This window comes from Stenotrophomonas pictorum JCM 9942, from assembly GCF_001310775.1.
Taxonomy (GTDB): domain Bacteria; phylum Pseudomonadota; class Gammaproteobacteria; order Xanthomonadales; family Xanthomonadaceae; genus Stenotrophomonas; species Stenotrophomonas pictorum.
Map to the genome: position 1 here is coordinate 1 of NZ_BAZI01000014.1, position 18355 is coordinate 18355.

Here is an 18355-nt window from a genome sequence, read left to right on the forward strand (position 1 = left end):
GTGGTGCCCAAGGGGCGGGTGGAGGCGGGCGAAGTGGTGCACGCGCCGCGCATCGCGCTGTGGGATCACTACGGCGGTTCGATGGTGTCCGGATGGACGCGCCTGGTGCTGGAGAATTTCGGCTTCGACTACCAGGTGGTGTATCCGCAGCAGATCCTCAAGGGCCGGCTGCGTGAGCGGTTCGACGTGATGATCCTGCCCAGTGGGGCACTGCCGTTGCCGGAGGCGCTGGCAATCGAGGGCAAGGCTGGCAGGGTGCCGGCGTCCCCGGATCCGGCGACGATTCCTGACCAGTACCATCCGCTGCTCGGCGAGCTGACGGCGGAAAAGGTGGTGCCGGTGCTGCGCGGGTTTCTCGAGTCGGGCGGACATGTGGTGGCGACCGGGTCTTCCAGCGGGCTGGCGCTGGCGCTGGGGTTGCCGCTGCAAAGCCATCTGCGTACGCCGGCGGCTGAGGGCGGGATGCGCGCGCTCTGTCAGCGTGAGTACTACATCCCGGGCAGTGTGCTGCAGGTCGCGGTGGACAAGTCCAGTCCGTTGAGCTGGGGCTTGCCGTCGGAGCTGGATGTGTATTTCTCCGATGGTCGCTGGGACAATGCACCGGTATTCGAGCTGCCGGCGGGGCGGGCGGACATCCGGCCGCTGCTGAGTTTTGCCGGTCCGGCCCCGCTGCGTTCCGGCTGGGCCTGGGGACAAGAGCATCTGCAGGGCGGGGTACTGGCGGCCGAGGCGGATATCGGTACGGGACGGCTGACCTTTGTTGGTACCGACATCACGTTCCGCGCGCAGACCCATGGCTCGTTCAAGTTGCTGTTCAATGGCCTGCTGCGCGCAGGTGGATCGGACGCGGCGCAGAACTGAGATCCGGTCCCGGTCCGGGCCGCCGTTGCGCGGCCTGGGCCAGCTCCGGGGGCGCGAGGCGTGTTCCTGAACAGGCAGTCTGTCTATTGGCTGAAGCCTCTGTGCGGCGGTTGCAGGGTGACTTGCGGTGGCTGGCAATAACTGACAGAATGCACGACCACTCGCGAAGGTGCGCATCAGTGCAGCTTCGCAACCAGCGAAAAGAGGTGCAGGAAGCGCCTCGTGTTCGCCAGACTAAGGACAGGTCGCGTGGATCGCTCCGGCATCGCTGGAGGGGTGTTGCGCGTTTGTTTGTGTCTGGGGCGGGCCGGGAAACCGGGCCGCCTTCCTTGTATCGAAAGGATTCGCGCGACGGAGGGTGCTTCGGCGCTTTTTGTCGTATTCATGGGGTTCGGCACACTCAGGGGCCGGACCTGTCGCTCTTTAGACCTATAGGAACACCGTCATGGCGGACCAAAAGATCCGGATTCGGTTGAAGGCGTTCGATCATCGTTTGATCGACCGTTCGGCCAGCGAGATCGTTGAAACGGCAAAGCGGACCGGCGCGCAAGTGCGTGGCCCGATCCCCCTGCCGACCAAGATCGAGCGTTACACCATCCTCGTTTCCCCGCACGTCGACAAGGACGCGCGTGACCAGTACGAGACCCGCACGCACAAGCGCGTGCTTGACATCGTCGACCCCAACGACAAGACCGTGGACGCGCTGATGAAGCTCGAACTGGCTGCCGGCGTCGACGTGCAGATCAAGTTGACCTGAGGACTACGACCATGACGAAGAAATATTCGTTGGGCTTCGTGGGCCGCAAGGCTGGCATGAGCCGCGTTTTCACTGAAGATGGCCAGTCCATCCCGGTGACCCTGATTGAAGCAACCCCGAACCGCATCGCGCAGATCAAGACCGTCGAAACCGACGGCTACAGCGCCGTGCAGGTGACCGTCGGCGCCCGTCGCGCTGCGCTGGTCAACAAGCCGGAAGCCGGCCACTTCGCCAAGGCGAAGGTGGAAGCGGGCCGTGGCCTGTGGGAATTCCGCGTTGAAGACGCACAGATCGGCGATTTCGCCGTCGGTGGCGAAGTCAAGGCGGACATCTTCGAAGTTGGCCAGAAGGTCGACGTCCAGGGTGTCACCAAGGGTAAGGGCTTCCAGGGCACCATCAAGCGCCACAACTTCCGTATGGGCGATGCAACCCACGGTAACTCGCTGTCGCATCGCGCGCCGGGTTCGCTGGGTCAGCGCCAGACCCCGGGTCGCGTTTTCCCGGGCAAGAAGATGTCCGGCCACATGGGTGCTGTGCAGCAGAGCACGCAGAACCTGGAAGTGGTCAAGGTCGACGTCGAGCGTGGTCTGATCGCCATTCGCGGCGCCGTGCCTGGCGCAGCCGGTGGTGACGTGATCGTGCGTCCGGCTAGCAAGGCATAAGGAGAGATGACGATGGAACTCGTTATCACGGGTAGCAACAACAAGGTCTCGGTCTCCGACGCCGTGTTCGGTCGCGATTTCAGCGAAGATCTGGTTCACCAGGTCGTCGTTGCTTACCGCAACGCCGCTCGCGCCGGCACCAAGGCTCAGAAAACGCGTTCGGAAGTGAACGGCACGACCAAGAAGTCGAAGAAGCAGAAGGGCGGCGGTGCGCGTCATGGCGCGCTGACGGCTCCGATCTTCGTCGGCGGTGGCGTGACGTTTGCCGCAAAGCCGCGTTCGTTCGACCAGAAGGTCAATCGCAAGCAGTACCGTGCCGCCATGTGCGCGATCCTGTCCGAGCTGAACCGTCAGGGTCGCATCACCGTCGTCGAATCCTTCGACGTCGATGCTGTCAAGACCAAGGCGCTCATCGAGAAGCTGGCGGGTCTGTCGGTGGGCAAGCGCCCGCTGATCGTGACCGAAGACGCTTCCGAGTCGCTGTACCTGTCGGCCCGCAATCTGCCGTACGTGCAGGTGCGTGACGTGCAGGGTCTGGATCCGGTGGCTCTGGTCGGTGCCGACACGGTCGTCATCACCGCTGACGCGGTCAAGAAGGTCGAGGAGTGGCTGGCATGAGCAGCAACGAAAAAATCTTCAGCGTGCTGCGTGCTCCGCGAGTCTCCGAGAAGACCGCGCGCCTGCAGGAACTTTCCAACCAGTATGTCTTCGAGATTTCGAGCGAAGCCACCAAAGCCGATGTAAAGGCCGCGGTTGAGCAGCTGTTCGACGTCAAGGTCGAGGCCGTCAACGTGCTGAACGTCAAGGGCAAGAGCAAGTCCTTCCGTAATCGCGCTGGCCGCCGTGGCGATTGGCGCAAGGCGTACGTGCGTCTGGCCGATGGCCAGTCCATCGATGTAACGGCCAAGGCCTGAGGTACATCCCATGCCATTGATGAAATTCAAGCCCACCTCCGCAGGCCGTCGTTCGGCCGTGCGCGTGGTCACGCCCGATCTGCACAAGGGCGCACCGCACGCAGCGTTGCTGGAGCCGCAGAGCAAGTCCGGTGGTCGTAACCACCACGGTCGCATCACCACCCGTCACGTGGGTGGTGGTCACAAGCAGCACTACCGTCTGATCGACTTCAAGCGCAACAAGGAAGGTATTCCGGCGCGCGTGGAACGTATCGAATACGATCCGAACCGCACCGCCCATATCGCCCTGCTGTGCTATGTCGACGGCGAACGTCGCTACATCATCGCCCCCAAGGGCCTGAAGGCGGGTGACCAGGTCATCTCCGGTGCACACGCGCCGATCAAGACCGGCAACACCCTGCCGCTGCGCAACATCCCGGTGGGTACCACCATTCACGGGATCGAGCTGAAGCCGGGCAAGGGCGCCCAGATCGCCCGTGCCGCCGGTGCAGCCGTGCAGCTGGTCGCTCGTGAAGGTATCTACGCCACCCTGCGTCTGCGCTCGGGTGAAATGCGTAAGGTGCCGGTCGAATGCCGCGCCACCATCGGTGAAGTCGGTAATGACGAGCACAACCTGGAAAAGCTGGGCAAGGCTGGTGCCAAGCGCTGGCGTGGCGTGAAGCCGACCGTTCGTGGTGCTGCCATGAACCCGGTGGATCACCCGCATGGTGGTGGTGAGGCCAAGGCCGGTCAGGGTAATCCGCATCCGGTCACCCCGTGGGGTGTTCCGACCAAGGGTTACAAGACGCGCCATAACAAGCGCACTCAGCAGTTCATCGTCCGCGATCGTAGGGGCTAATCGACCATGGCACGTTCACTCAAGAAGGGCCCGTTCGTCGATCACCACCTCATCAAGAAGGTGGAGGCCGCTGCGGGCAGCAAGAAGCCGATCAAAACCTGGTCGCGCCGTTCGATGATCCTGCCGGAAATGGTAGGCGTCACCATCGCCGTTCATAACGGCAAGAACCACGTTCCGGTGCTGGTCAACGAGAACATGGTCGGCCACAAGCTCGGCGAATTTGCCGTCACCCGGACCTTCAAGGGTCACGGTGGCGACAAGAAGTCGGGCAAGTAAGGAGAGATGACAATGGAAGCGAAAGCAATCCTGCGCTCCGCGCGCATCTCTGCGCAGAAAGCCCGTCTGGTCGCTGACCAGGTGCGCGGTCTGCCGGCCGAGCGTGCGGTCAACCTGCTGAAGTTCTCGGACAAGAAGGCTGCCCACCTGATCAAGAAGGTGGTGGAGTCGGCTATTGCCAATGCCGAGAACAACCAGGGCGCTGACGTCGACGAGCTGAAGGTCAAGACCATCATGGTTGATGAAGGTCCGACCCTGAAGCGTTTCATGGCGCGGGCGAAAGGCCGCGGTACCCGCATCCTCAAGCGCACCAGCCACATCACTGTGGTTGTGGGCGCCGGCAAGTAAGCGGAAAGGAAAAGACCATGGGTCATAAAGTTCATCCGATTGGTATCCGCCTCGGTATTTCCAAGGATTGGAACTCCAAGTGGTACGCCAACAAGGCCGAGTTTGCTGGTTACCTGGCAGCCGACCTGAAAGTCCGTGAGATGCTGCGCAAGAAGCTTGCTCAGGCCGGCATCAGCAAGATCCTGATCGAGCGTCCGGCAAAGACCGCTCGCGTGACGATCCACACCGCCCGTCCGGGCGTGGTGATCGGCAAGCGTGGTGAGGACATCGAGAAGCTGCGCAAGGAAGTGAGTGAGATGATGGGCGTTCCGGCGCACATCAACGTCACCGAAGTGCGCAAGCCGGAGTTGGATGCACAGCTGGTTGCCGAGTCGATCGCGCAGCAGCTGGAGCGTCGCATCATGTTCCGCCGCGCAATGAAGCGCTCGGTCGGCAACGCGATGCGTCTGGGTGCCCTGGGCATCAAGGTCAACGTCGGCGGCCGCTTGAACGGCGCTGAAATCGCCCGTTCGGAGTGGTACCGCGAAGGCCGCGTGCCGTTGCACACCCTGCGTGCGGATATCGACTACGGTTTCGCTGAAGCCAGCACCACCTACGGCATCATCGGCATCAAGGTCTGGATCTACAAGGGCGAGGTCTTTGATTTCTCCCAGGTTGGCCAGGAAAAGCAGGACGACAGCCCGCGCAACGATCGTAACGATCGCGGCGACCGTGGTGACCGTCCGTCGCGCCCGGCTCGTGAAGCGAGGTAACGGCAATGTTGCAACCCAAGCGAACCAAATACCGCAAGATGTTCAAGGGCCGTAACGACGGCCTGAGCTGGAGCGCAAATGCCGTCAGCTTTGGCGAGTACGGCCTGAAGGCAACCGCTCACGGTCAGCTGACCGCGCGTCAGATCGAAGCGGCCCGCCGCTCGATCAGCCGCTACGTCAAGCGCGGCGGCAAGATGTGGATCCGCGTGTTCCCCGACAAGCCCATCACCAAGAAGCCCATCGAAGTCCGAATGGGTGCCGGTAAGGGTGGCGTGGAATACTGGGTCGCGCAGATCCAGCCCGGCCGCATGATCTATGAAATCGAGGGCGTTTCCGAGGAAGTGGCACGCGAGGCGTTCCGCCTGGCCGCTGCCAAGCTCTCGGTCACCACCACTTTCGTGACCCGGACGGTGCGCTGATGGACATCAAACAACTCCGCGAGAAGTCGGCTGACGAACTCAAGGCCCACCTGACCGACCTGCGTAAGGAGCAGTTCTCGCTCCGTATGCAGCAGGTCACCGGCCAGCTGCCGAAGACCCACGAAACCCGCCGGGTGCGCCGCGAGATCGCTCGCGTCAAGCACCTGATCGGCAGCACGAAGTAAGGATGGCTGCTATGAGCGAAAATAACGCAAGCAAGACGCTGCGCACGGTCGAAGGCCGTGTCGTCAGCAACAAGATGGACAAGACGGTCACCGTGTTGGTGGAGCGCCAGGTCAAGCACGCCCTGTACGGCAAGTACATCAAGCGCTCGACCAAGCTGCATGCACACGACGCCGAGAACACCTGCAATGAAGGTGATTTCGTGCGTGTGACCGAGATTGCTCCGCTGTCCAAGACCAAGAACTGGCGTGTGGTGGAAATCATCACCCGCGCAGCGAAATAAGGAGCCTGAATCATGATTCAGATGCAGAGCTACCTCGACGTCGCTGACAACTCTGGTGCCAAGGAAGTGATGTGCATCAAGGTGTTGGGCGGCTCGAAGCGCCGTTACGCACACATCGGTGACATCATCAAGGTCACCGTGAAGGATGCGATTCCGCGCGGTAAGGTCAAGAAGGGTGAAGTGTATGACGCAGTCGTGGTGCGTACCCGCAAGGGTGTGCGTCGCGCTGACGGTTCGCTGATCCGCTTCGATGGCAATGCCGCGGTCCTGCTGAACAACAAGCAAGAGCCGATCGGCACCCGCATCTTCGGGCCGGTGACCCGTGAACTTCGTTCTGAGAAGTTCATGAAGATCGTCTCGCTCGCTCCCGAAGTTCTGTGAGCGCCAGGAGATAATCATGGCTAACCGTATCAAGAAGGGCGACCAGGTCGTCGTCAACACCGGCAAGGACAAGGGCAAGCAGGGCGAAGTCGTCCGCGTCGACGGCGATCGTGTGATCGTCGCCAACGTGAACATCGTCAAGCGCCACACCAAGCCGAATCCGCAGGCAGGCGTTGCTGGCGGCGTGGTCGAGCGTGAAGCGTCGATCCATATCTCCAACGTCAATGTTCTGAACCCGGCAACGGGCAAGGGCGAGCGCGTTGGCTTCAAGGTGCTGGAGGATGGACGCAAACTGCGTGTGTTCCGCTCCAGCGGTGAGGCGCTTGACGCCTGAGGAATGATCGAATGAATTCCCGTCTCGAAAAGTTTTACAAAGACGAAGTTGTGCCGGCACTGACCAAACAGTTCGGCTACAAGAACCCGATGGAAGTGCCGAAGCTCGTCAAGATCACCCTGAACATGGGTGTGGGCGAAGCGGCTACCAACAAGAAGGTTCTGGAAAACGCCGTCGCGGATATGACCAAGATCACCGGTCAGAAGCCGATCGTCACCAAGTCGCGTGTTTCGGTGGCATCGTTCAAGATCCGTGATGGCTGGCCGATCGGCTGCAAGGTCACGCTGCGTCGTGACACCATGTTTGAGTTCCTGGATCGTCTGATCAACATCTCGCTGCCGCGCGTGCGTGACTTCCGCGGCGTGTCGGGTCGTTCGTTCGACGGTCGTGGCAACTACAACATGGGTGTGAAGGAACAGATCATCTTCCCGGAAATCGACTTCGACGCCGTCGATGCGATCCGTGGTATGGATATCGCCATCACCACCACTGCCAAGACCGACGCGGAAGCCAAGGCGCTGCTCGCAGCGTTCAAGTTCCCGTTCCGTAACTGATTCGTCGAGGATACCGAAATGGCAAAGACCTCCATGGTCAACCGCGACATCAAGCGGAAAAAGCTGGCTGAAAAGTACGCTGAAAAGCGTGCGGCTCTGAAGAAGATCGTGTCCTCGGTGGACGCGACCTACGAAGAGAAGATCGAGCCTCGACGAAGTTGTCCAAGCTGCCGCGCGACTCGTCGCCGTGCCGCCACCGCAACCGTTGCGAGCTGTCCGGTCGTTCGCGTGGCGTGTACAGCAAGTTCGGCCTCGGCCGTAACAAGCTGCGCGAAGCCACCATGCGCGGCGATGTGCCGGGCCTGCGCAAGGCCAGCTGGTAAGAAATTCCGGCCGGGCCGCGAGGTCCGGCCGGAGCATCGGCAGGGCAACCTGAAGGTGACTCAAAAAGTCCGACGCCAGTCGGGCTTTTTGTCGTATAATCCCGCTCCTTGCCTGTCCGAAACCGGCTGGCTGGTGTGGTAGGGGCCCTGGCCCATCCCAGGAAAACACGAGATTTTCGCGAAAGCGGATATCGGTGCACTCAAAGGTATCTACATGAGCATGACTGATCCCATCGCCGACCTGCTGGTACGCATCAAGAATGCGGCCGCGGTTGGCAAGCAGACGGTGAAAGCCCCGTCGTCCAAGGTCAAGGTGGCCATTGCCCAGGTCCTGAAGGACGAGGGTTACATCACCGACCTGCGCGTGACCAACACCGAAAACAACAAGGCCGAGCTTGAAATCGTCCTGAAGTATTTCGAAGGCAAGCCGGTCATCGCGACCCTGAAGCGCTTCTCGCGTTCGGGTCTGCGCCAGTACCGTGGCAAGTCTGAACTGCCGAAGGTCCTCAACGGCCTGGGCGTCGCCATCATTTCCACCTCCAAGGGCATCATGACTGATGCGCAGGCGCGCCAGTTGGGCGTCGGCGGCGAAGTCCTGTGCTTCGTGGCCTAAGGGAAGGAGTCCACTATGTCCCGCGTAGCCAAGAAGCCGATCAACCTGCCCAAGGGCGTTGAACTGACCATCCAGCCGGAAGTTGTGACCGTGAAGGGCCCGAAGGGCGTCCTGTCGCTGAACAAGGCCGCTGGCGTTGAAATCACTCTCGACAATGGCGTTGCCACGCTGAGCCCGAAGGACATCTCCTTCGACGCGCTGACCGGCACCGTCCGTTCGATCCTGGCCAACATGGTCCAGGGCGTGTCCGAAGGCTTCGAAAAGAAGCTGGAGCTGGTGGGTGTGGGTTACCGCGCCGCCATGCAGGGCAAGGACCTGAACCTGTCGCTGGGCTTCTCCCATCCTGTCGTGTTCGTGGCGCCGGAAGGCATCACCCTGTCGACCCCGACCCAGACCGAAATTCTGGTCCAGGGTTCGGACAAGCAGGTTGTCGGTGAAGTCGCCGCCAAGATCCGCGGTTACCGTCCGCCGGAGCCCTACAAGGGCAAGGGTGTGAAGTACGCCGGTGAAGTCATCATTCGCAAGGAAGCCAAGAAGGCCTAATTCCTAGGTTTTCAGCTTTCGAGGATAAAGAACATGAACAAGAACATTGCACGTCTGCGTCGCGCCAAGTCGACCCGCTCGCACATCCGCACCCTGGGTGTGGCGCGCCTGTCGGTTCTGCGCACCGGCCAGCACCTGTATGCACAGGTCTTCACCGCCGATGGCTCCAAGGTGCTGGCGGCTGCCAACACCGCCCAGGCCGAAGTCATGGAAGGCCTGAAGAACGGCAAGAACTGCGACGCAGCTGCCAAGGTCGGCAAGATGATTGCCGAGCGCGCCAAGGCTGCCGGTATCGAAAAGGTCGCGTTCGACCGTTCCGGTTACCGCTACCACGGCCGCATCAAGGCCCTGGCCGATGCAGCCCGCGAAGGCGGCCTGCAGTTCTAAGGGATCGGGAAAGGGGCCGTTGGCCCCTTTCCGCCTGCCTGCCGGTACGGGCTGTGCCGGGCGTCTCCGCTCTTATGCAGCGGCCGACGAGTCAACGTTTCGTCCCACAACTATAAGCGGCTTCGAGCCGTACATAATCCACACAACAAGGAATAGAAATGGCTGAAGAACGTCAGTCGCGGGGTCGCGATCGCGATCGCAACCGCGAAGAAAAAGTCGACGATGGCATGATCGAGAAGCTGGTCGCGGTCAATCGCGTCAGCAAGACCGTCAAGGGTGGTCGCCAGTTCACCTTCACCGCACTGACCGTGGTCGGTGATGGTGCAGGCAAGGTCGGTTTCGGCTACGGCAAGGCGCGCGAAGTGCCGGTCGCCATCCAGAAGTCGATGGAGCAGGCCCGCAAGAACCAGATCAGCGTTGATCTGAACAACGGCACGCTGTGGCACACCGTCAAGGACGGCCACGGTGCGGCTCGCGTGTTCATGCAGCCGGCTTCGGAAGGTACCGGCGTGATTGCCGGCGGCGCGATGCGCGCTGTGCTGGAGGCGGTTGGCGTGAAGGACGTGCTGGCCAAGGCGGTGGGTTCGCGCAACCCGATCAACCTGGTTCGCGCCACGCTGAAGGGTCTGGCAGGCGTGCAGTCGCCGGCTCGCATTGCGGCCAAGCGCGGCAAGAAGGTGGAGGATCTCAACCATGGCTGATCAGAACGTCAAGACCGTGAAGGTGCGCCTGGTGCGTGGCCTGCGTGGAACCCAGTCGCGTCACCGCCTGTCGGTGCGTGCCCTGGGCCTGAACAAGCTCAATGATGTGCGTGAACTGAAGGACAGCCCGCAGGTTCGCGGCCTGATCAATAAGGTTCAGTACCTCGTCCAGGTTGAGGAGTAATTGACCATGACTTTGCGTCTTAATGAACTGAGCCCGGTTGAGGGCGCGCGTACCGAGCGTAAGCGCGTCGGTCGCGGCATCGGCTCCGGCCTTGGCAAGACCTGCGGCCGCGGCCACAAGGGTTCGTTCGCTCGTTCGGGCAAGGGCAAGATCAAGGCCGGCTTCGAAGGCGGTCAGACCCCGATGCAGCGTCGTCTGCCGAAGATCGGCTTCGTTTCCCGTACGGCCAAGGACACCGCTGAAGTGCTGTCCTACCATCTGGACCGTCTGGAAGCTGGCGAGATCGATTTTGCGGCACTGCGTGCTGCCAAGCTGGTCCCGTCCACTGCCAAGAAGGCCAAGATCGTCCTGAAGGGCGAGCTGAGCAAGGCGTTCACCCTGAAGGGTGTTGCGGCAACTGCCGGCGCCAAGGCTGCGATCGAAGCTGCCGGCGGCAGCGTACAGGAGTAACTGGAACATGGCGCAAGCTGGCATCGGTAACCTCGCGGGCGGGATGGGCAAGTTCACGGAACTTCGCCAGCGTCTTCTGTTCGTACTCGGGGCATTGCTCGTCTATCGCATTGGCTGTTATGTGCCGGTGCCGGGCGTCAATCCCGATGCCATGCTTGCGCTGATGCAGGCGCAGGGCGGCGGAATCGTGGACATGTTCAACATGTTCTCGGGCGGCGCCCTGCACCGTTTCAGCATCTTCGCGTTGAACGTGATGCCGTATATCTCGGCATCCATCGTGATGCAGCTGGCGGTCCACATCTTCCCGGCCCTGAAGGCCATGCAAAAGGAAGGTGAGTCCGGTCGTCGCAAGATCACGCAGTATTCGCGCATCGGCGCGGTGCTCCTGGCGGTGGTGCAGGGCGGCAGTATCGCGCTGGCATTGCAGAACCAGGTGTCGCCGGGCGGTGCTCCGGTGGTGTACGCACCGGGTATGGGTTTCGTGCTGACCGCTGTGGTCGCACTCACGGCCGGCACCATCTTCCTGATGTGGGTGGGTGAGCAGGTCACCGAGCGGGGTATCGGCAACGGTGTGTCGCTGATCATCTTCGCCGGTATCGTCGCGGGCCTTCCGGCGGCGGTGATCCAGACCGTCGAGGCGTACCGCGATGGCAACATGAGCTTCATTTCGCTGTTGCTGATTGTGCTGGTGGTGCTGGCGTTCACCTACTTCGTGGTGTTCGTCGAGCGCGGCCAGCGCCGCATCACTGTCAATTACGCCCGCCGTCAGGGTGGCCGTAACGCCTACATGAACCAGACCTCGTTCCTGCCGTTGAAGCTGAACATGGCGGGTGTGATTCCGGCGATCTTCGCTTCCAGCATCCTGGCTTTCCCGGCCACGCTGGCGATGTGGTCCGGCCAGGCCAGCTCGGCCACCTGGCTGCAGAAAGTGGCTAATGCGCTGGGTCCGGGCGAGCCGCTGCACATGATCGTGTTCGCTGCACTGATCACCGGTTTCGCGTTTTTCTATACCGCGCTGGTGTTCAACTCGCAGGAAACCGCTGACAACCTGAAGAAGTCGGGTGCGCTGATTCCGGGTATCCGTCCGGGCAAGGCCACGGCTGACTATATCGATGGTGTGTTGACGCGCCTGACGGCGGCCGGCTCGGCCTACCTGGTCATCGTCTGCCTGTTGCCGGAAATCATGCGCACCCAGCTCAACGCCTCGTTCTACTTCGGTGGCACCTCGCTGCTGATCGTGGTGGTGGTGGTGATGGACTTCATTGCGCAGATCCAGGCGCATCTGATGTCTCACCAGTACGAGAGCCTGTTGAAGAAGGCCAACCTGAAGGGCGGCAACCGCGGCGGTTTTGCGCGCGGCTGATTCACCCGGTATACTTTCCGCTTCATAGCGAGAAGATCCCCTCCGGTTCCCGTTGGGGTCTTCAAGACAGAAGGGCGGCCCCCGCAGCGGTCTCGGGTGGGGGTGTGATGTGGTGGTTCTGCGCAGGAGTAGCGCGGGCGGCAGAGGTGGTATCACTTTGCCAAGCACATCCGGCGCCGGAGCGTGGGCACACTCCCCACGCCGGGTCTGTGGAACCTTCGGGTTATGCGGACCTCAAAGCAAACCGAGGCCTTGTTAGATCGCTAATTAACTTTTTTGATCCATCCTGCCGGATTGGCGCGCCTGTTGGTGCGCATTCGGCCATCACTCAGCTGGAGAACCGCGTCATGGCGCGTATTGCAGGCGTCAACCTGCCAGCCCAGAAGCACGTCTGGGTCGGGTTGCAAAGCATTTACGGCATCGGCCGTACCCGTTCGAAGAAGGTTTGCGAAGCCGCAAACGTTGCTTCGACCACCAAGATCCGCGAACTGTCCGAGCCGGAAATCGAGCGTCTCCGCGCCGAAGTCGGCAAGTACATCGTGGAAGGCGACCTGCGTCGCGAAATCGGTATCGCAATCAAGCGCCTGATGGACCTGGGCTGCTATCGCGGCCTGCGTCACCGTCGCGGTCTGCCGCTGCGTGGCCAGCGTACCCGTACCAACGCCCGCACCCGCAAGTCCGCGCAAGGCGATCAGGAAGTAAGGGACCTAAATAATGGCTAAGCCCGCTGCTGCAAAAACCAAGAAGAAGATCAAGCGCGTCGTCACTGACGGCGTCGCCCACGTCCACGCTTCGTTCAACAACACCATCGTGACCATCACCGACCGCCAGGGCAATGCACTGTCTTGGGCCACCTCCGGTGGCGCTGGCTTCCGTGGTTCGCGCAAGTCGACTCCGTTCGCTGCCCAGGTTGCCGCCGAAAAGGCTGGCAAGGCTGCGCTGGATTACGGCCTGAAGTCGCTGGAAGTCCGCATCAAGGGCCCGGGTCCGGGCCGTGAGTCGGCCGTACGTTCGTTGAACAACGTCGGCTACAAGATCACCAACATCATCGACGTGACGCCAATCCCGCACAACGGGTGCCGTCCGCCGAAGAAGCGTCGCGTCTAAGGGAGCGATAAGAAATGGCTCGTTATATCGGTCCCACCTGTAAGCTCGCCCGCCGCGAAGGCGCCGACCTCTCTCTGAAGAGCCCGGCCCGCGCGTTGGATTCCAAGTGCAAGCTGGAGCAGAAGCCCGGCCAGCACGGCGCTACCGCCCGCAAGGGCAAGCTGTCCGACTACGCCACCCAGCTGCGTGAAAAGCAGAAGGTCAAGCGTATCTACGGTCTGCTGGAGCGTCAGTTCCGCAACTACTACAAGAAGGCCTCGACGAAGAAGGGCAACACCGGCGAGAACCTCTTGCAGCTGTTGGAAACCCGTCTTGACAACGTCGTCTACCGCATGGGCTTCGCAGTGACCCGTCCGGCTGCCCGTCAGCTGGTCTCGCACCGCGGTGTCACGGTCAACGGCAAGTCGGTGAATCTGGCTTCGTACCAGGTCAAGGCTGGCGATGCCGTTGCGCTGTCGGAAAAGGCTGCCAAGCAGCTGCGCGTTCAGGAAGCCCTGACCGTTGCCGCCCAGCACGACCTGCGTCCGTCGTGGGTTGAGGTTGATTCGGGCAAGTTCGCCGGCATCTTCAAGGCCGTGCCGGATCGCGCCGATCTGCCTGCGGATATCAACGAAGCGCTGATCGTCGAGTTGTATTCGAAGTAATTCACAATGGAGAACCTCCGGGTTGCACCGGAGGTTCGCAGGAGAACCCGCAACATGACGGTTACCGCAAACCAGGTTCTGCGTCCTCGTGGCCCGCAGATCGAACGCCTTACCGACACCCGCGCCAAGGTCGTTATCGAACCCTTGGAGCGTGGTTACGGGCATACGCTGGGCAACGCCCTGCGTCGCGTGCTGCTGTCGTCCATCCCGGGCTTCGCCATTACGGAAGTCGAGATCGACGGCGTGCTGCACGAATACACCACCCTTGAAGGTCTGCAGGAGGACGTGCTGGAAGTCCTGCTCAACCTGAAGGATGTGGCAGTCCGTATGCATACCGGCGACAGCGCCACCGTGACCCTGTCCAAGCAGGGCCCGGGCGTTGTTACCGCTGCCGACATCAAGGTCGACCACAACGTCGAAGTGATCAACGGCGACCATGTGATCTGCAACCTGACCAAGGATGCATCGATCAACATGCGTCTGAAGATCGAACGTGGCTTCGGCTACCAGCCGGCTGCCGCGCGTCGTCGTCCGGACGAAGAAACCCGTGCGATCGGCCGTCTGGTTCTGGACGCCTCGTTCTCGCCGGTTCGCCGCGTCGCCTATTCGGTGGAAGCGGCCCGTGTGGAACAGCGTACCGATCTGGACAAGCTGGTCATCGAGATCGAAACCAACGGCACGATCGATGCCGAGGAAGCTGTCCGCACCGCGGCCGACATCCTCAGCGATCAGCTGTCGGTGTTCGGTGACTTCACCCACCGCGACCGCGGTGCAGCCAAGCCGGCCAACAATGGCGTGGATCCGGTGCTGCTGCGCCCGATCGACGATCTGGAGCTGACCGTGCGTTCGGCCAACTGCCTGAAGGCCGAGAGCATCTACTACATCGGTGATCTGATCCAGAAGACCGAAGTGGAGCTGCTCAAGACCCCGAACCTCGGCAAAAAGTCGCTGACCGAGATCAAGGAAGTACTGGCCCAGCGTGGTCTGTCCCTTGGCATGAAGCTGGAAAACTGGCCGCCGGCCGGTGTTTCCCAGCACGGCATGCTCGGCTGAGAGTAAAATCCATTCCCCCGCATGGGTAACCATGTGGGGGAATGTTGTCTGCAGTACCCGCGTTGACCGGTGCAGATGCCGGCACGCAGGTCGTCCAGGACGGACGACCAGGACCATCCGCAGTCCACAGTTTCAACGCCTGGATGGCGACAGCGAAGTTCAACGATCCATCATTAACCAAGGAATACACTCATGCGTCACATGAAGTCGGGCCGCAAGTTCAACCGCACCAGCGCCCACCGCGAAGCGATGTTCAAGAACATGGCTGCGTCGCTGTTCAAGCACGAGCTGATCAAGACCACCCTGCCGAAGGCCAAGGAACTGCGTCGCGTCGCCGAGCCGCTGATCACCCTGGCCAAGGTCGACTCGGTCGCCAACCGCCGTCTGGCGTTCGCCCGTCTGCGTGACAAGGAAGCCGTCGGCAACCTGTTCACCATCCTGGGCCCGCGCTACGCCAACCGTCCGGGCGGCTACCTGCGTCTGCTGAAGTGCGGTTTCCGTGCTGGCGACAACGCACCGATGGCCTATGTCGAACTGGTGGACCGTCCGGCTGTTGTGGCCGAGGAAGTCGCCGAGTAATCGGCGCACTCGCCAAGCGACGGATCCTGCGGAAGCCCGGCCTATGCCGGGCTTCTTGCGTTTGCGTACCCGGCATCTGCAAGACGGCTGCCGGAAGGCATGGGGGCTGCTACTCTTGCGACCTTATTTGTAAGGGGGTTGCCGATGAATCCGTTGCGTTGGAATTTCCGTGCGCAGTGCCTGCTGGGTTTTTTGATCTGTGCCGGGTTGCTGGCCTTTGCGATCTACATGCAGATCCAGATGGGGCTGGAGCCATGCCCGCTGTGTATCTACCAACGCATCGCCTTCGCCTCGGTCGGCGTCTTGTTCCTGCTCGGCGCGCTGCACGGTCCTTCCAGCCGCGCTGGCCGCGCCTGTTATGGCGTGTTGACCCTGATCGCGGCAGGCGTGGGGGCCGGCATCGCCGGGCGCCACGTCTATGTGCAGTTGCTGCCGAAGGACCTCGGCAGCAGCTGTGGCCCGCCGTTGAGCTTCCTGAGCGAGACCATGGGGCCGTTCGAGGTGTTCCGTACGGTGCTTACCGGCACCGGTGATTGCGGCAACATCGATTGGCAGTTCCTGGGCCTGACCATGCCGATGTGGAGTCTGGTGTGGTTCGTGTTGCTGGGGCTGTGGGCCCTGTATGCCGGCTTGCGCCGGGTGGCGCGCTGATCGCCGCGTCGTTTTCTTTCTTCCTCTCTTGCCGGTAATTGCATGAACCAGTCTGCGCCTTCTGTTGCTTATCCTGTTCCAGATCCGGCTGGGCGCCGTCGAGCTGGCGTGGCAAGCCGGGACTGCAGATGCCGACCTATCCCGATCCGGTGGCGTTGGAAGCGGCGCTGGGTCAATTGCGGCAGCTGCCGCCTCTGGTCACCTCCTGGGAGATCTTCGCGCTCAAGCAGCAGCTGGCCGAGGCGCAGGAGGGCAAACGCTTCCTGCTCCAGGGCGGGGATTGCGCCGAGAATTTCGCCGATTGCGAATCGGCCACAATCTCCAACCGGCTCAAGGTGCTGCTGCAGATGAGTCTGGTGCTGGTGCATGGGCTGCGCAAGCCGGTGATCCGCGTCGGCCGCTTTGCCGGGCAGTACGCCAAGCCGCGCTCGGCCGATACTGAAACCCGCGACGGCGTGACCCTGCCCAGCTACCGCGGCGATGTGATCAACGCCCCGGAGTTCACCGAGGCGGCGCGTGTTCCCGACCCGCAACGGATGATCACCGCGCATTCGCGTTCGGCGCTGACGATGAACTTCGTACGGGCGCTGATCGATGGCGCTTCGCCGATCTGCATCACCCCGAGTACTGGAACCTGGGCTGGGTGGGCTGTTCGCCGCTGGCGGCCGAGTACCAGAAGATGGTGGGCTCCATTGGCGATGCGGTGCGTTTCATGGAGACGCTGGCCGGCGCGCCCGTGCACAACCTCAACCGGGTGGACTTCTACACCTCGCATGAGGCGCTGTTGTTGCCCTATGAGGAGTCGCTGACCCGCCAGGTGCCGCGCCAGCACGGCCATTTCAACCTGAGCACGCATTACCCGTGGATCGGCATGCGTACGGCGGCGCTGGATGGCGCGCATGTGGAATACCTGCGCGGCGTGCGCAATCCGATCGCGATCAAGGTCGGGCCATCGGTGCAGCCGGACCAGTTGCTGCGGCTGATGGATGTGCTCAATCCGGATGACGAGCCGGGCCGGCTGAGTTTCATCCACCGCATGGGGGCGGCGCAGATCGCCGAGAAGCTGCCGCCGTTGCTCGATGCGGTCAGCCGCGACGGGCGCCGGGTGTTGTGGGTCTGCGATGCGATGCACGGCAATACCGAAAGCACCAGCAATGGCTACAAGACCCGCCGCTTCGACAATATCCGCGGCGAGGTGGAATTGGCCTTCGATCTGCATGCCGCAGCCGGCACGCGTCTGGGAGGCGTGCATCTGGAGCTGACCGGGGAGGATGTGACCGAGTGCACCGGCGGCGCACGCGAGTTGACCGAGCGTGATCTGGAGCGTGCCTACCGCTCCACTGTCGATCCGCGGCTGAACTACGAACAGTCGCTGGAAATTGCCATGGCGATCGTGCGCAAGCAGGGGCAGTCCGCCCCGTGAGTGGCGCCCGTCGGACTCAGTGTCGGCGGGCCGGCGCGGCGGGGCTGGCGGAAAACGCCGGTGGCCGCCGGGCCTGGGTGAGCTGTTCATAGGCGTAGCCCAGCGCCAGCAGCCTGGGCTCGCTCCAGGCCGTTCCCATGAACAGAAGCCCCAGCGGCAGGCCATTGGCGTGCCCCATCGGCACGCTCAGGCTCGGATAGCCGGCCACGGCTGCGGCGCTGTAGCTGCCGCCGGGAAATGCATCGCCCTGGCCGGGCGTGGTCAGCCATGCGGTGCCGGTAGTCGGGGCGATCAGTGCATCCAGTCTGTCTGCCTGCAGGGCGGCATCGATCCCCTGCGGACCAGCAAGACGTCGTGCGCGGGTGCGGGCGGCGATATAGGCCGGATCGGTGAGGGGGCCTGGCGGGCGGCCTGCTCCAGCAGATCCTGGTCGAAGTGCGCCATTTCGCGTGCGGCATGTTCGTGATTGAAGGCGATCAGTTGTTCCAGCGTGCGGATTGGCGCCTTGGCGGTGCCAAGGTAACGCTCCAGCCCGGCCTTGAATTCATACAGCAGCAGGGTCTGCTCGTCCTGCTCCCACTGGCCCTCGGTAGGGATGCGGGTTTCGATGACCGTGGCACCGGCATCGCGCAGGGCGGCGATGGCCTGGGCGAACACTGCGGCGATCTCGGGCTGTTCGACCAGGGCGGGGCGCAGTACGCCGATGCGGGCTCCGCGCAGGGCGTCCGGGTGCAGGCGGGCATGGTAGTCGTACACCGCCCGGCCGGGCATG

The 18355-nt window shown here is 62.3% G+C and carries 27 protein-coding genes and 4 pseudogenes; 30 read left to right on the forward strand and 1 reads right to left on the reverse strand.

What is annotated here, in order from left to right; genetic code table 11:
* The 30 genes and pseudogenes from JCM9942_RS01960 to JCM9942_RS02105 form a co-directional block, all read left to right on the forward strand.
* The coding region (locus JCM9942_RS01960; protein ID WP_218185448.1) for a hypothetical protein at positions 1 to 861 on the forward strand (861 nt) is incomplete at its 5' end.
* A 445-nt stretch (positions 862 to 1306) separates the two neighbouring features.
* Positions 1307 to 1618, forward strand: a complete 312-nt coding sequence (gene rpsJ, locus JCM9942_RS01965) for a 30S ribosomal protein S10 (protein WP_010341589.1) — start codon at positions 1307 to 1309, stop codon at positions 1616 to 1618.
* Between the two features lie 11 nt (positions 1619 to 1629).
* Positions 1630 to 2280, forward strand: coding sequence for a 50S ribosomal protein L3 (gene rplC, locus JCM9942_RS01970; RefSeq protein ID WP_054657191.1), 651 nt, complete (start codon positions 1630 to 1632; stop codon positions 2278 to 2280).
* A gap of 12 nt (positions 2281 to 2292) precedes the next feature.
* Complete coding sequence (rplD, locus tag JCM9942_RS01975) at positions 2293 to 2898, forward strand: 50S ribosomal protein L4 (RefSeq protein ID WP_054657239.1); 606 nt, start codon at positions 2293 to 2295, stop codon at positions 2896 to 2898.
* Positions 2895 to 3194, forward strand: a complete 300-nt coding sequence (rplW, locus tag JCM9942_RS01980; protein WP_054657193.1) for a 50S ribosomal protein L23 — start codon at positions 2895 to 2897, stop codon at positions 3192 to 3194. The genes rplD and rplW overlap by 4 nt, the downstream gene beginning before the upstream one ends.
* A 10-nt stretch (positions 3195 to 3204) precedes the next feature.
* Entirely contained in the window at positions 3205 to 4032 is an 828-nt protein-coding gene (gene rplB / locus JCM9942_RS01985) for a 50S ribosomal protein L2 (protein WP_054657195.1), read from the forward strand.
* A 6-nt stretch (positions 4033 to 4038) separates the two neighbouring features.
* Positions 4039 to 4308 carry a 30S ribosomal protein S19 gene (gene rpsS, locus JCM9942_RS01990; protein WP_054657196.1) on the forward strand — a complete coding sequence of 90 codons (270 nt, stop codon included), beginning with the start codon at positions 4039 to 4041 and terminating at the stop codon, positions 4306 to 4308.
* A 12-nt stretch (positions 4309 to 4320) separates the two neighbouring features.
* Entirely contained in the window at positions 4321 to 4656 is a 336-nt protein-coding gene (gene rplV / locus JCM9942_RS01995; RefSeq protein ID WP_054657198.1) for a 50S ribosomal protein L22, read from the forward strand.
* A 17-nt stretch (positions 4657 to 4673) separates the two neighbouring features.
* Complete coding sequence (gene rpsC / locus JCM9942_RS02000) at positions 4674 to 5408, forward strand: 30S ribosomal protein S3 (RefSeq protein ID WP_054657200.1); 735 nt, start codon at positions 4674 to 4676, stop codon at positions 5406 to 5408.
* A gap of 5 nt (positions 5409 to 5413) precedes the next feature.
* Positions 5414 to 5827 carry a 50S ribosomal protein L16 gene (gene rplP, locus JCM9942_RS02005; protein WP_054657202.1) on the forward strand — a complete coding sequence of 138 codons (414 nt, stop codon included), beginning with the start codon at positions 5414 to 5416 and terminating at the stop codon, positions 5825 to 5827.
* A complete protein-coding gene (rpmC, locus tag JCM9942_RS02010) occupies positions 5827 to 6012 on the forward strand; it encodes a 50S ribosomal protein L29 (RefSeq protein ID WP_054657204.1) in 186 nt (61 codons plus the stop codon). The genes rplP and rpmC overlap by 1 nt, the downstream gene beginning before the upstream one ends.
* Positions 6013 to 6023: 11 nt before the next feature.
* Complete coding sequence (rpsQ, locus tag JCM9942_RS02015; RefSeq protein ID WP_054657206.1) at positions 6024 to 6293, forward strand: 30S ribosomal protein S17; 270 nt, start codon at positions 6024 to 6026, stop codon at positions 6291 to 6293.
* 12 nt (positions 6294 to 6305) lie between these two features.
* Positions 6306 to 6674, forward strand: coding sequence for a 50S ribosomal protein L14 (gene rplN / locus JCM9942_RS02020; protein ID WP_003479595.1), 369 nt, complete (start codon positions 6306 to 6308; stop codon positions 6672 to 6674).
* A gap of 16 nt (positions 6675 to 6690) precedes the next feature.
* Entirely contained in the window at positions 6691 to 7008 is a 318-nt protein-coding gene (gene rplX, locus JCM9942_RS02025) for a 50S ribosomal protein L24 (protein WP_054657208.1), read from the forward strand.
* Between the two features lie 11 nt (positions 7009 to 7019).
* On the forward strand, positions 7020 to 7562 hold the full coding sequence (gene rplE / locus JCM9942_RS02030) for a 50S ribosomal protein L5 (RefSeq protein ID WP_054657210.1): 543 nt from the start codon (positions 7020 to 7022) through the stop codon (positions 7560 to 7562).
* Between the two features lie 18 nt (positions 7563 to 7580).
* Positions 7581 to 7885, forward strand: a pseudogene (rpsN, locus tag JCM9942_RS02035) (30S ribosomal protein S14).
* Positions 7886 to 8099: 214 nt separating this feature from the next.
* On the forward strand, positions 8100 to 8498 hold the full coding sequence (gene rpsH / locus JCM9942_RS02040; RefSeq protein ID WP_054657212.1) for a 30S ribosomal protein S8: 399 nt from the start codon (positions 8100 to 8102) through the stop codon (positions 8496 to 8498).
* A 15-nt stretch (positions 8499 to 8513) separates the two neighbouring features.
* The gene (rplF, locus tag JCM9942_RS02045) at positions 8514 to 9041 is read left to right on the forward strand and encodes a 50S ribosomal protein L6 (protein WP_054657214.1); all 528 of its coding nucleotides are present in this window, start codon (positions 8514 to 8516) and stop codon (positions 9039 to 9041) included.
* A gap of 33 nt (positions 9042 to 9074) precedes the next feature.
* Positions 9075 to 9428: a 50S ribosomal protein L18 gene (gene rplR, locus JCM9942_RS02050; RefSeq protein ID WP_054657216.1), complete on the forward strand. Its 354-nt coding sequence runs from the start codon at positions 9075 to 9077 to the stop codon at positions 9426 to 9428.
* A gap of 158 nt (positions 9429 to 9586) precedes the next feature.
* The gene (rpsE, locus tag JCM9942_RS02055) at positions 9587 to 10129 is read left to right on the forward strand and encodes a 30S ribosomal protein S5 (protein WP_054657217.1); all 543 of its coding nucleotides are present in this window, start codon (positions 9587 to 9589) and stop codon (positions 10127 to 10129) included.
* Entirely contained in the window at positions 10122 to 10313 is a 192-nt protein-coding gene (gene rpmD, locus JCM9942_RS02060) for a 50S ribosomal protein L30 (RefSeq protein WP_054657219.1), read from the forward strand. Before rpsE ends, rpmD begins: the two co-directional genes overlap by 8 nt.
* Positions 10314 to 10319: 6 nt before the next feature.
* Positions 10320 to 10763, forward strand: coding sequence for a 50S ribosomal protein L15 (rplO, locus tag JCM9942_RS02065; RefSeq protein ID WP_054657221.1), 444 nt, complete (start codon positions 10320 to 10322; stop codon positions 10761 to 10763).
* A 7-nt stretch (positions 10764 to 10770) separates the two neighbouring features.
* Positions 10771 to 12126, forward strand: a complete 1356-nt coding sequence (gene secY / locus JCM9942_RS02070) for a preprotein translocase subunit SecY (protein WP_054657223.1) — start codon at positions 10771 to 10773, stop codon at positions 12124 to 12126.
* Positions 12127 to 12473: 347 nt separating this feature from the next.
* A pseudogene (gene rpsM, locus JCM9942_RS02075) lies at positions 12474 to 12828 on the forward strand (30S ribosomal protein S13).
* A gap of 12 nt (positions 12829 to 12840) precedes the next feature.
* Positions 12841 to 13233, forward strand: a complete 393-nt coding sequence (gene rpsK, locus JCM9942_RS02080) for a 30S ribosomal protein S11 (RefSeq protein ID WP_054657227.1) — start codon at positions 12841 to 12843, stop codon at positions 13231 to 13233.
* A gap of 14 nt (positions 13234 to 13247) precedes the next feature.
* Positions 13248 to 13877, forward strand: coding sequence for a 30S ribosomal protein S4 (rpsD, locus tag JCM9942_RS02085; RefSeq protein ID WP_017355428.1), 630 nt, complete (start codon positions 13248 to 13250; stop codon positions 13875 to 13877).
* 54 nt (positions 13878 to 13931) lie between these two features.
* Positions 13932 to 14930: a DNA-directed RNA polymerase subunit alpha gene (locus JCM9942_RS02090; RefSeq protein WP_054657229.1), complete on the forward strand. Its 999-nt coding sequence runs from the start codon at positions 13932 to 13934 to the stop codon at positions 14928 to 14930.
* 192 nt (positions 14931 to 15122) lie between these two features.
* Positions 15123 to 15509 (forward strand): 50S ribosomal protein L17, encoded by a 387-nt coding sequence (rplQ, locus tag JCM9942_RS02095; RefSeq protein WP_054657231.1) that lies wholly within the window; start codon positions 15123 to 15125, stop codon positions 15507 to 15509.
* A gap of 144 nt (positions 15510 to 15653) precedes the next feature.
* Positions 15654 to 16160: a disulfide bond formation protein B gene (locus tag JCM9942_RS02100; protein WP_054657233.1), complete on the forward strand. Its 507-nt coding sequence runs from the start codon at positions 15654 to 15656 to the stop codon at positions 16158 to 16160.
* A 42-nt stretch (positions 16161 to 16202) separates the two neighbouring features.
* Positions 16203 to 17583 (forward strand): annotated as a pseudogene (locus JCM9942_RS02105) (class II 3-deoxy-7-phosphoheptulonate synthase).
* Between the two features lie 16 nt (positions 17584 to 17599).
* Here the strand turns inward: JCM9942_RS02105 and JCM9942_RS18740 are convergent.
* Positions 17600 to 18355, reverse strand: a pseudogene (locus tag JCM9942_RS18740) (amidase family protein); the annotation flags it as partial.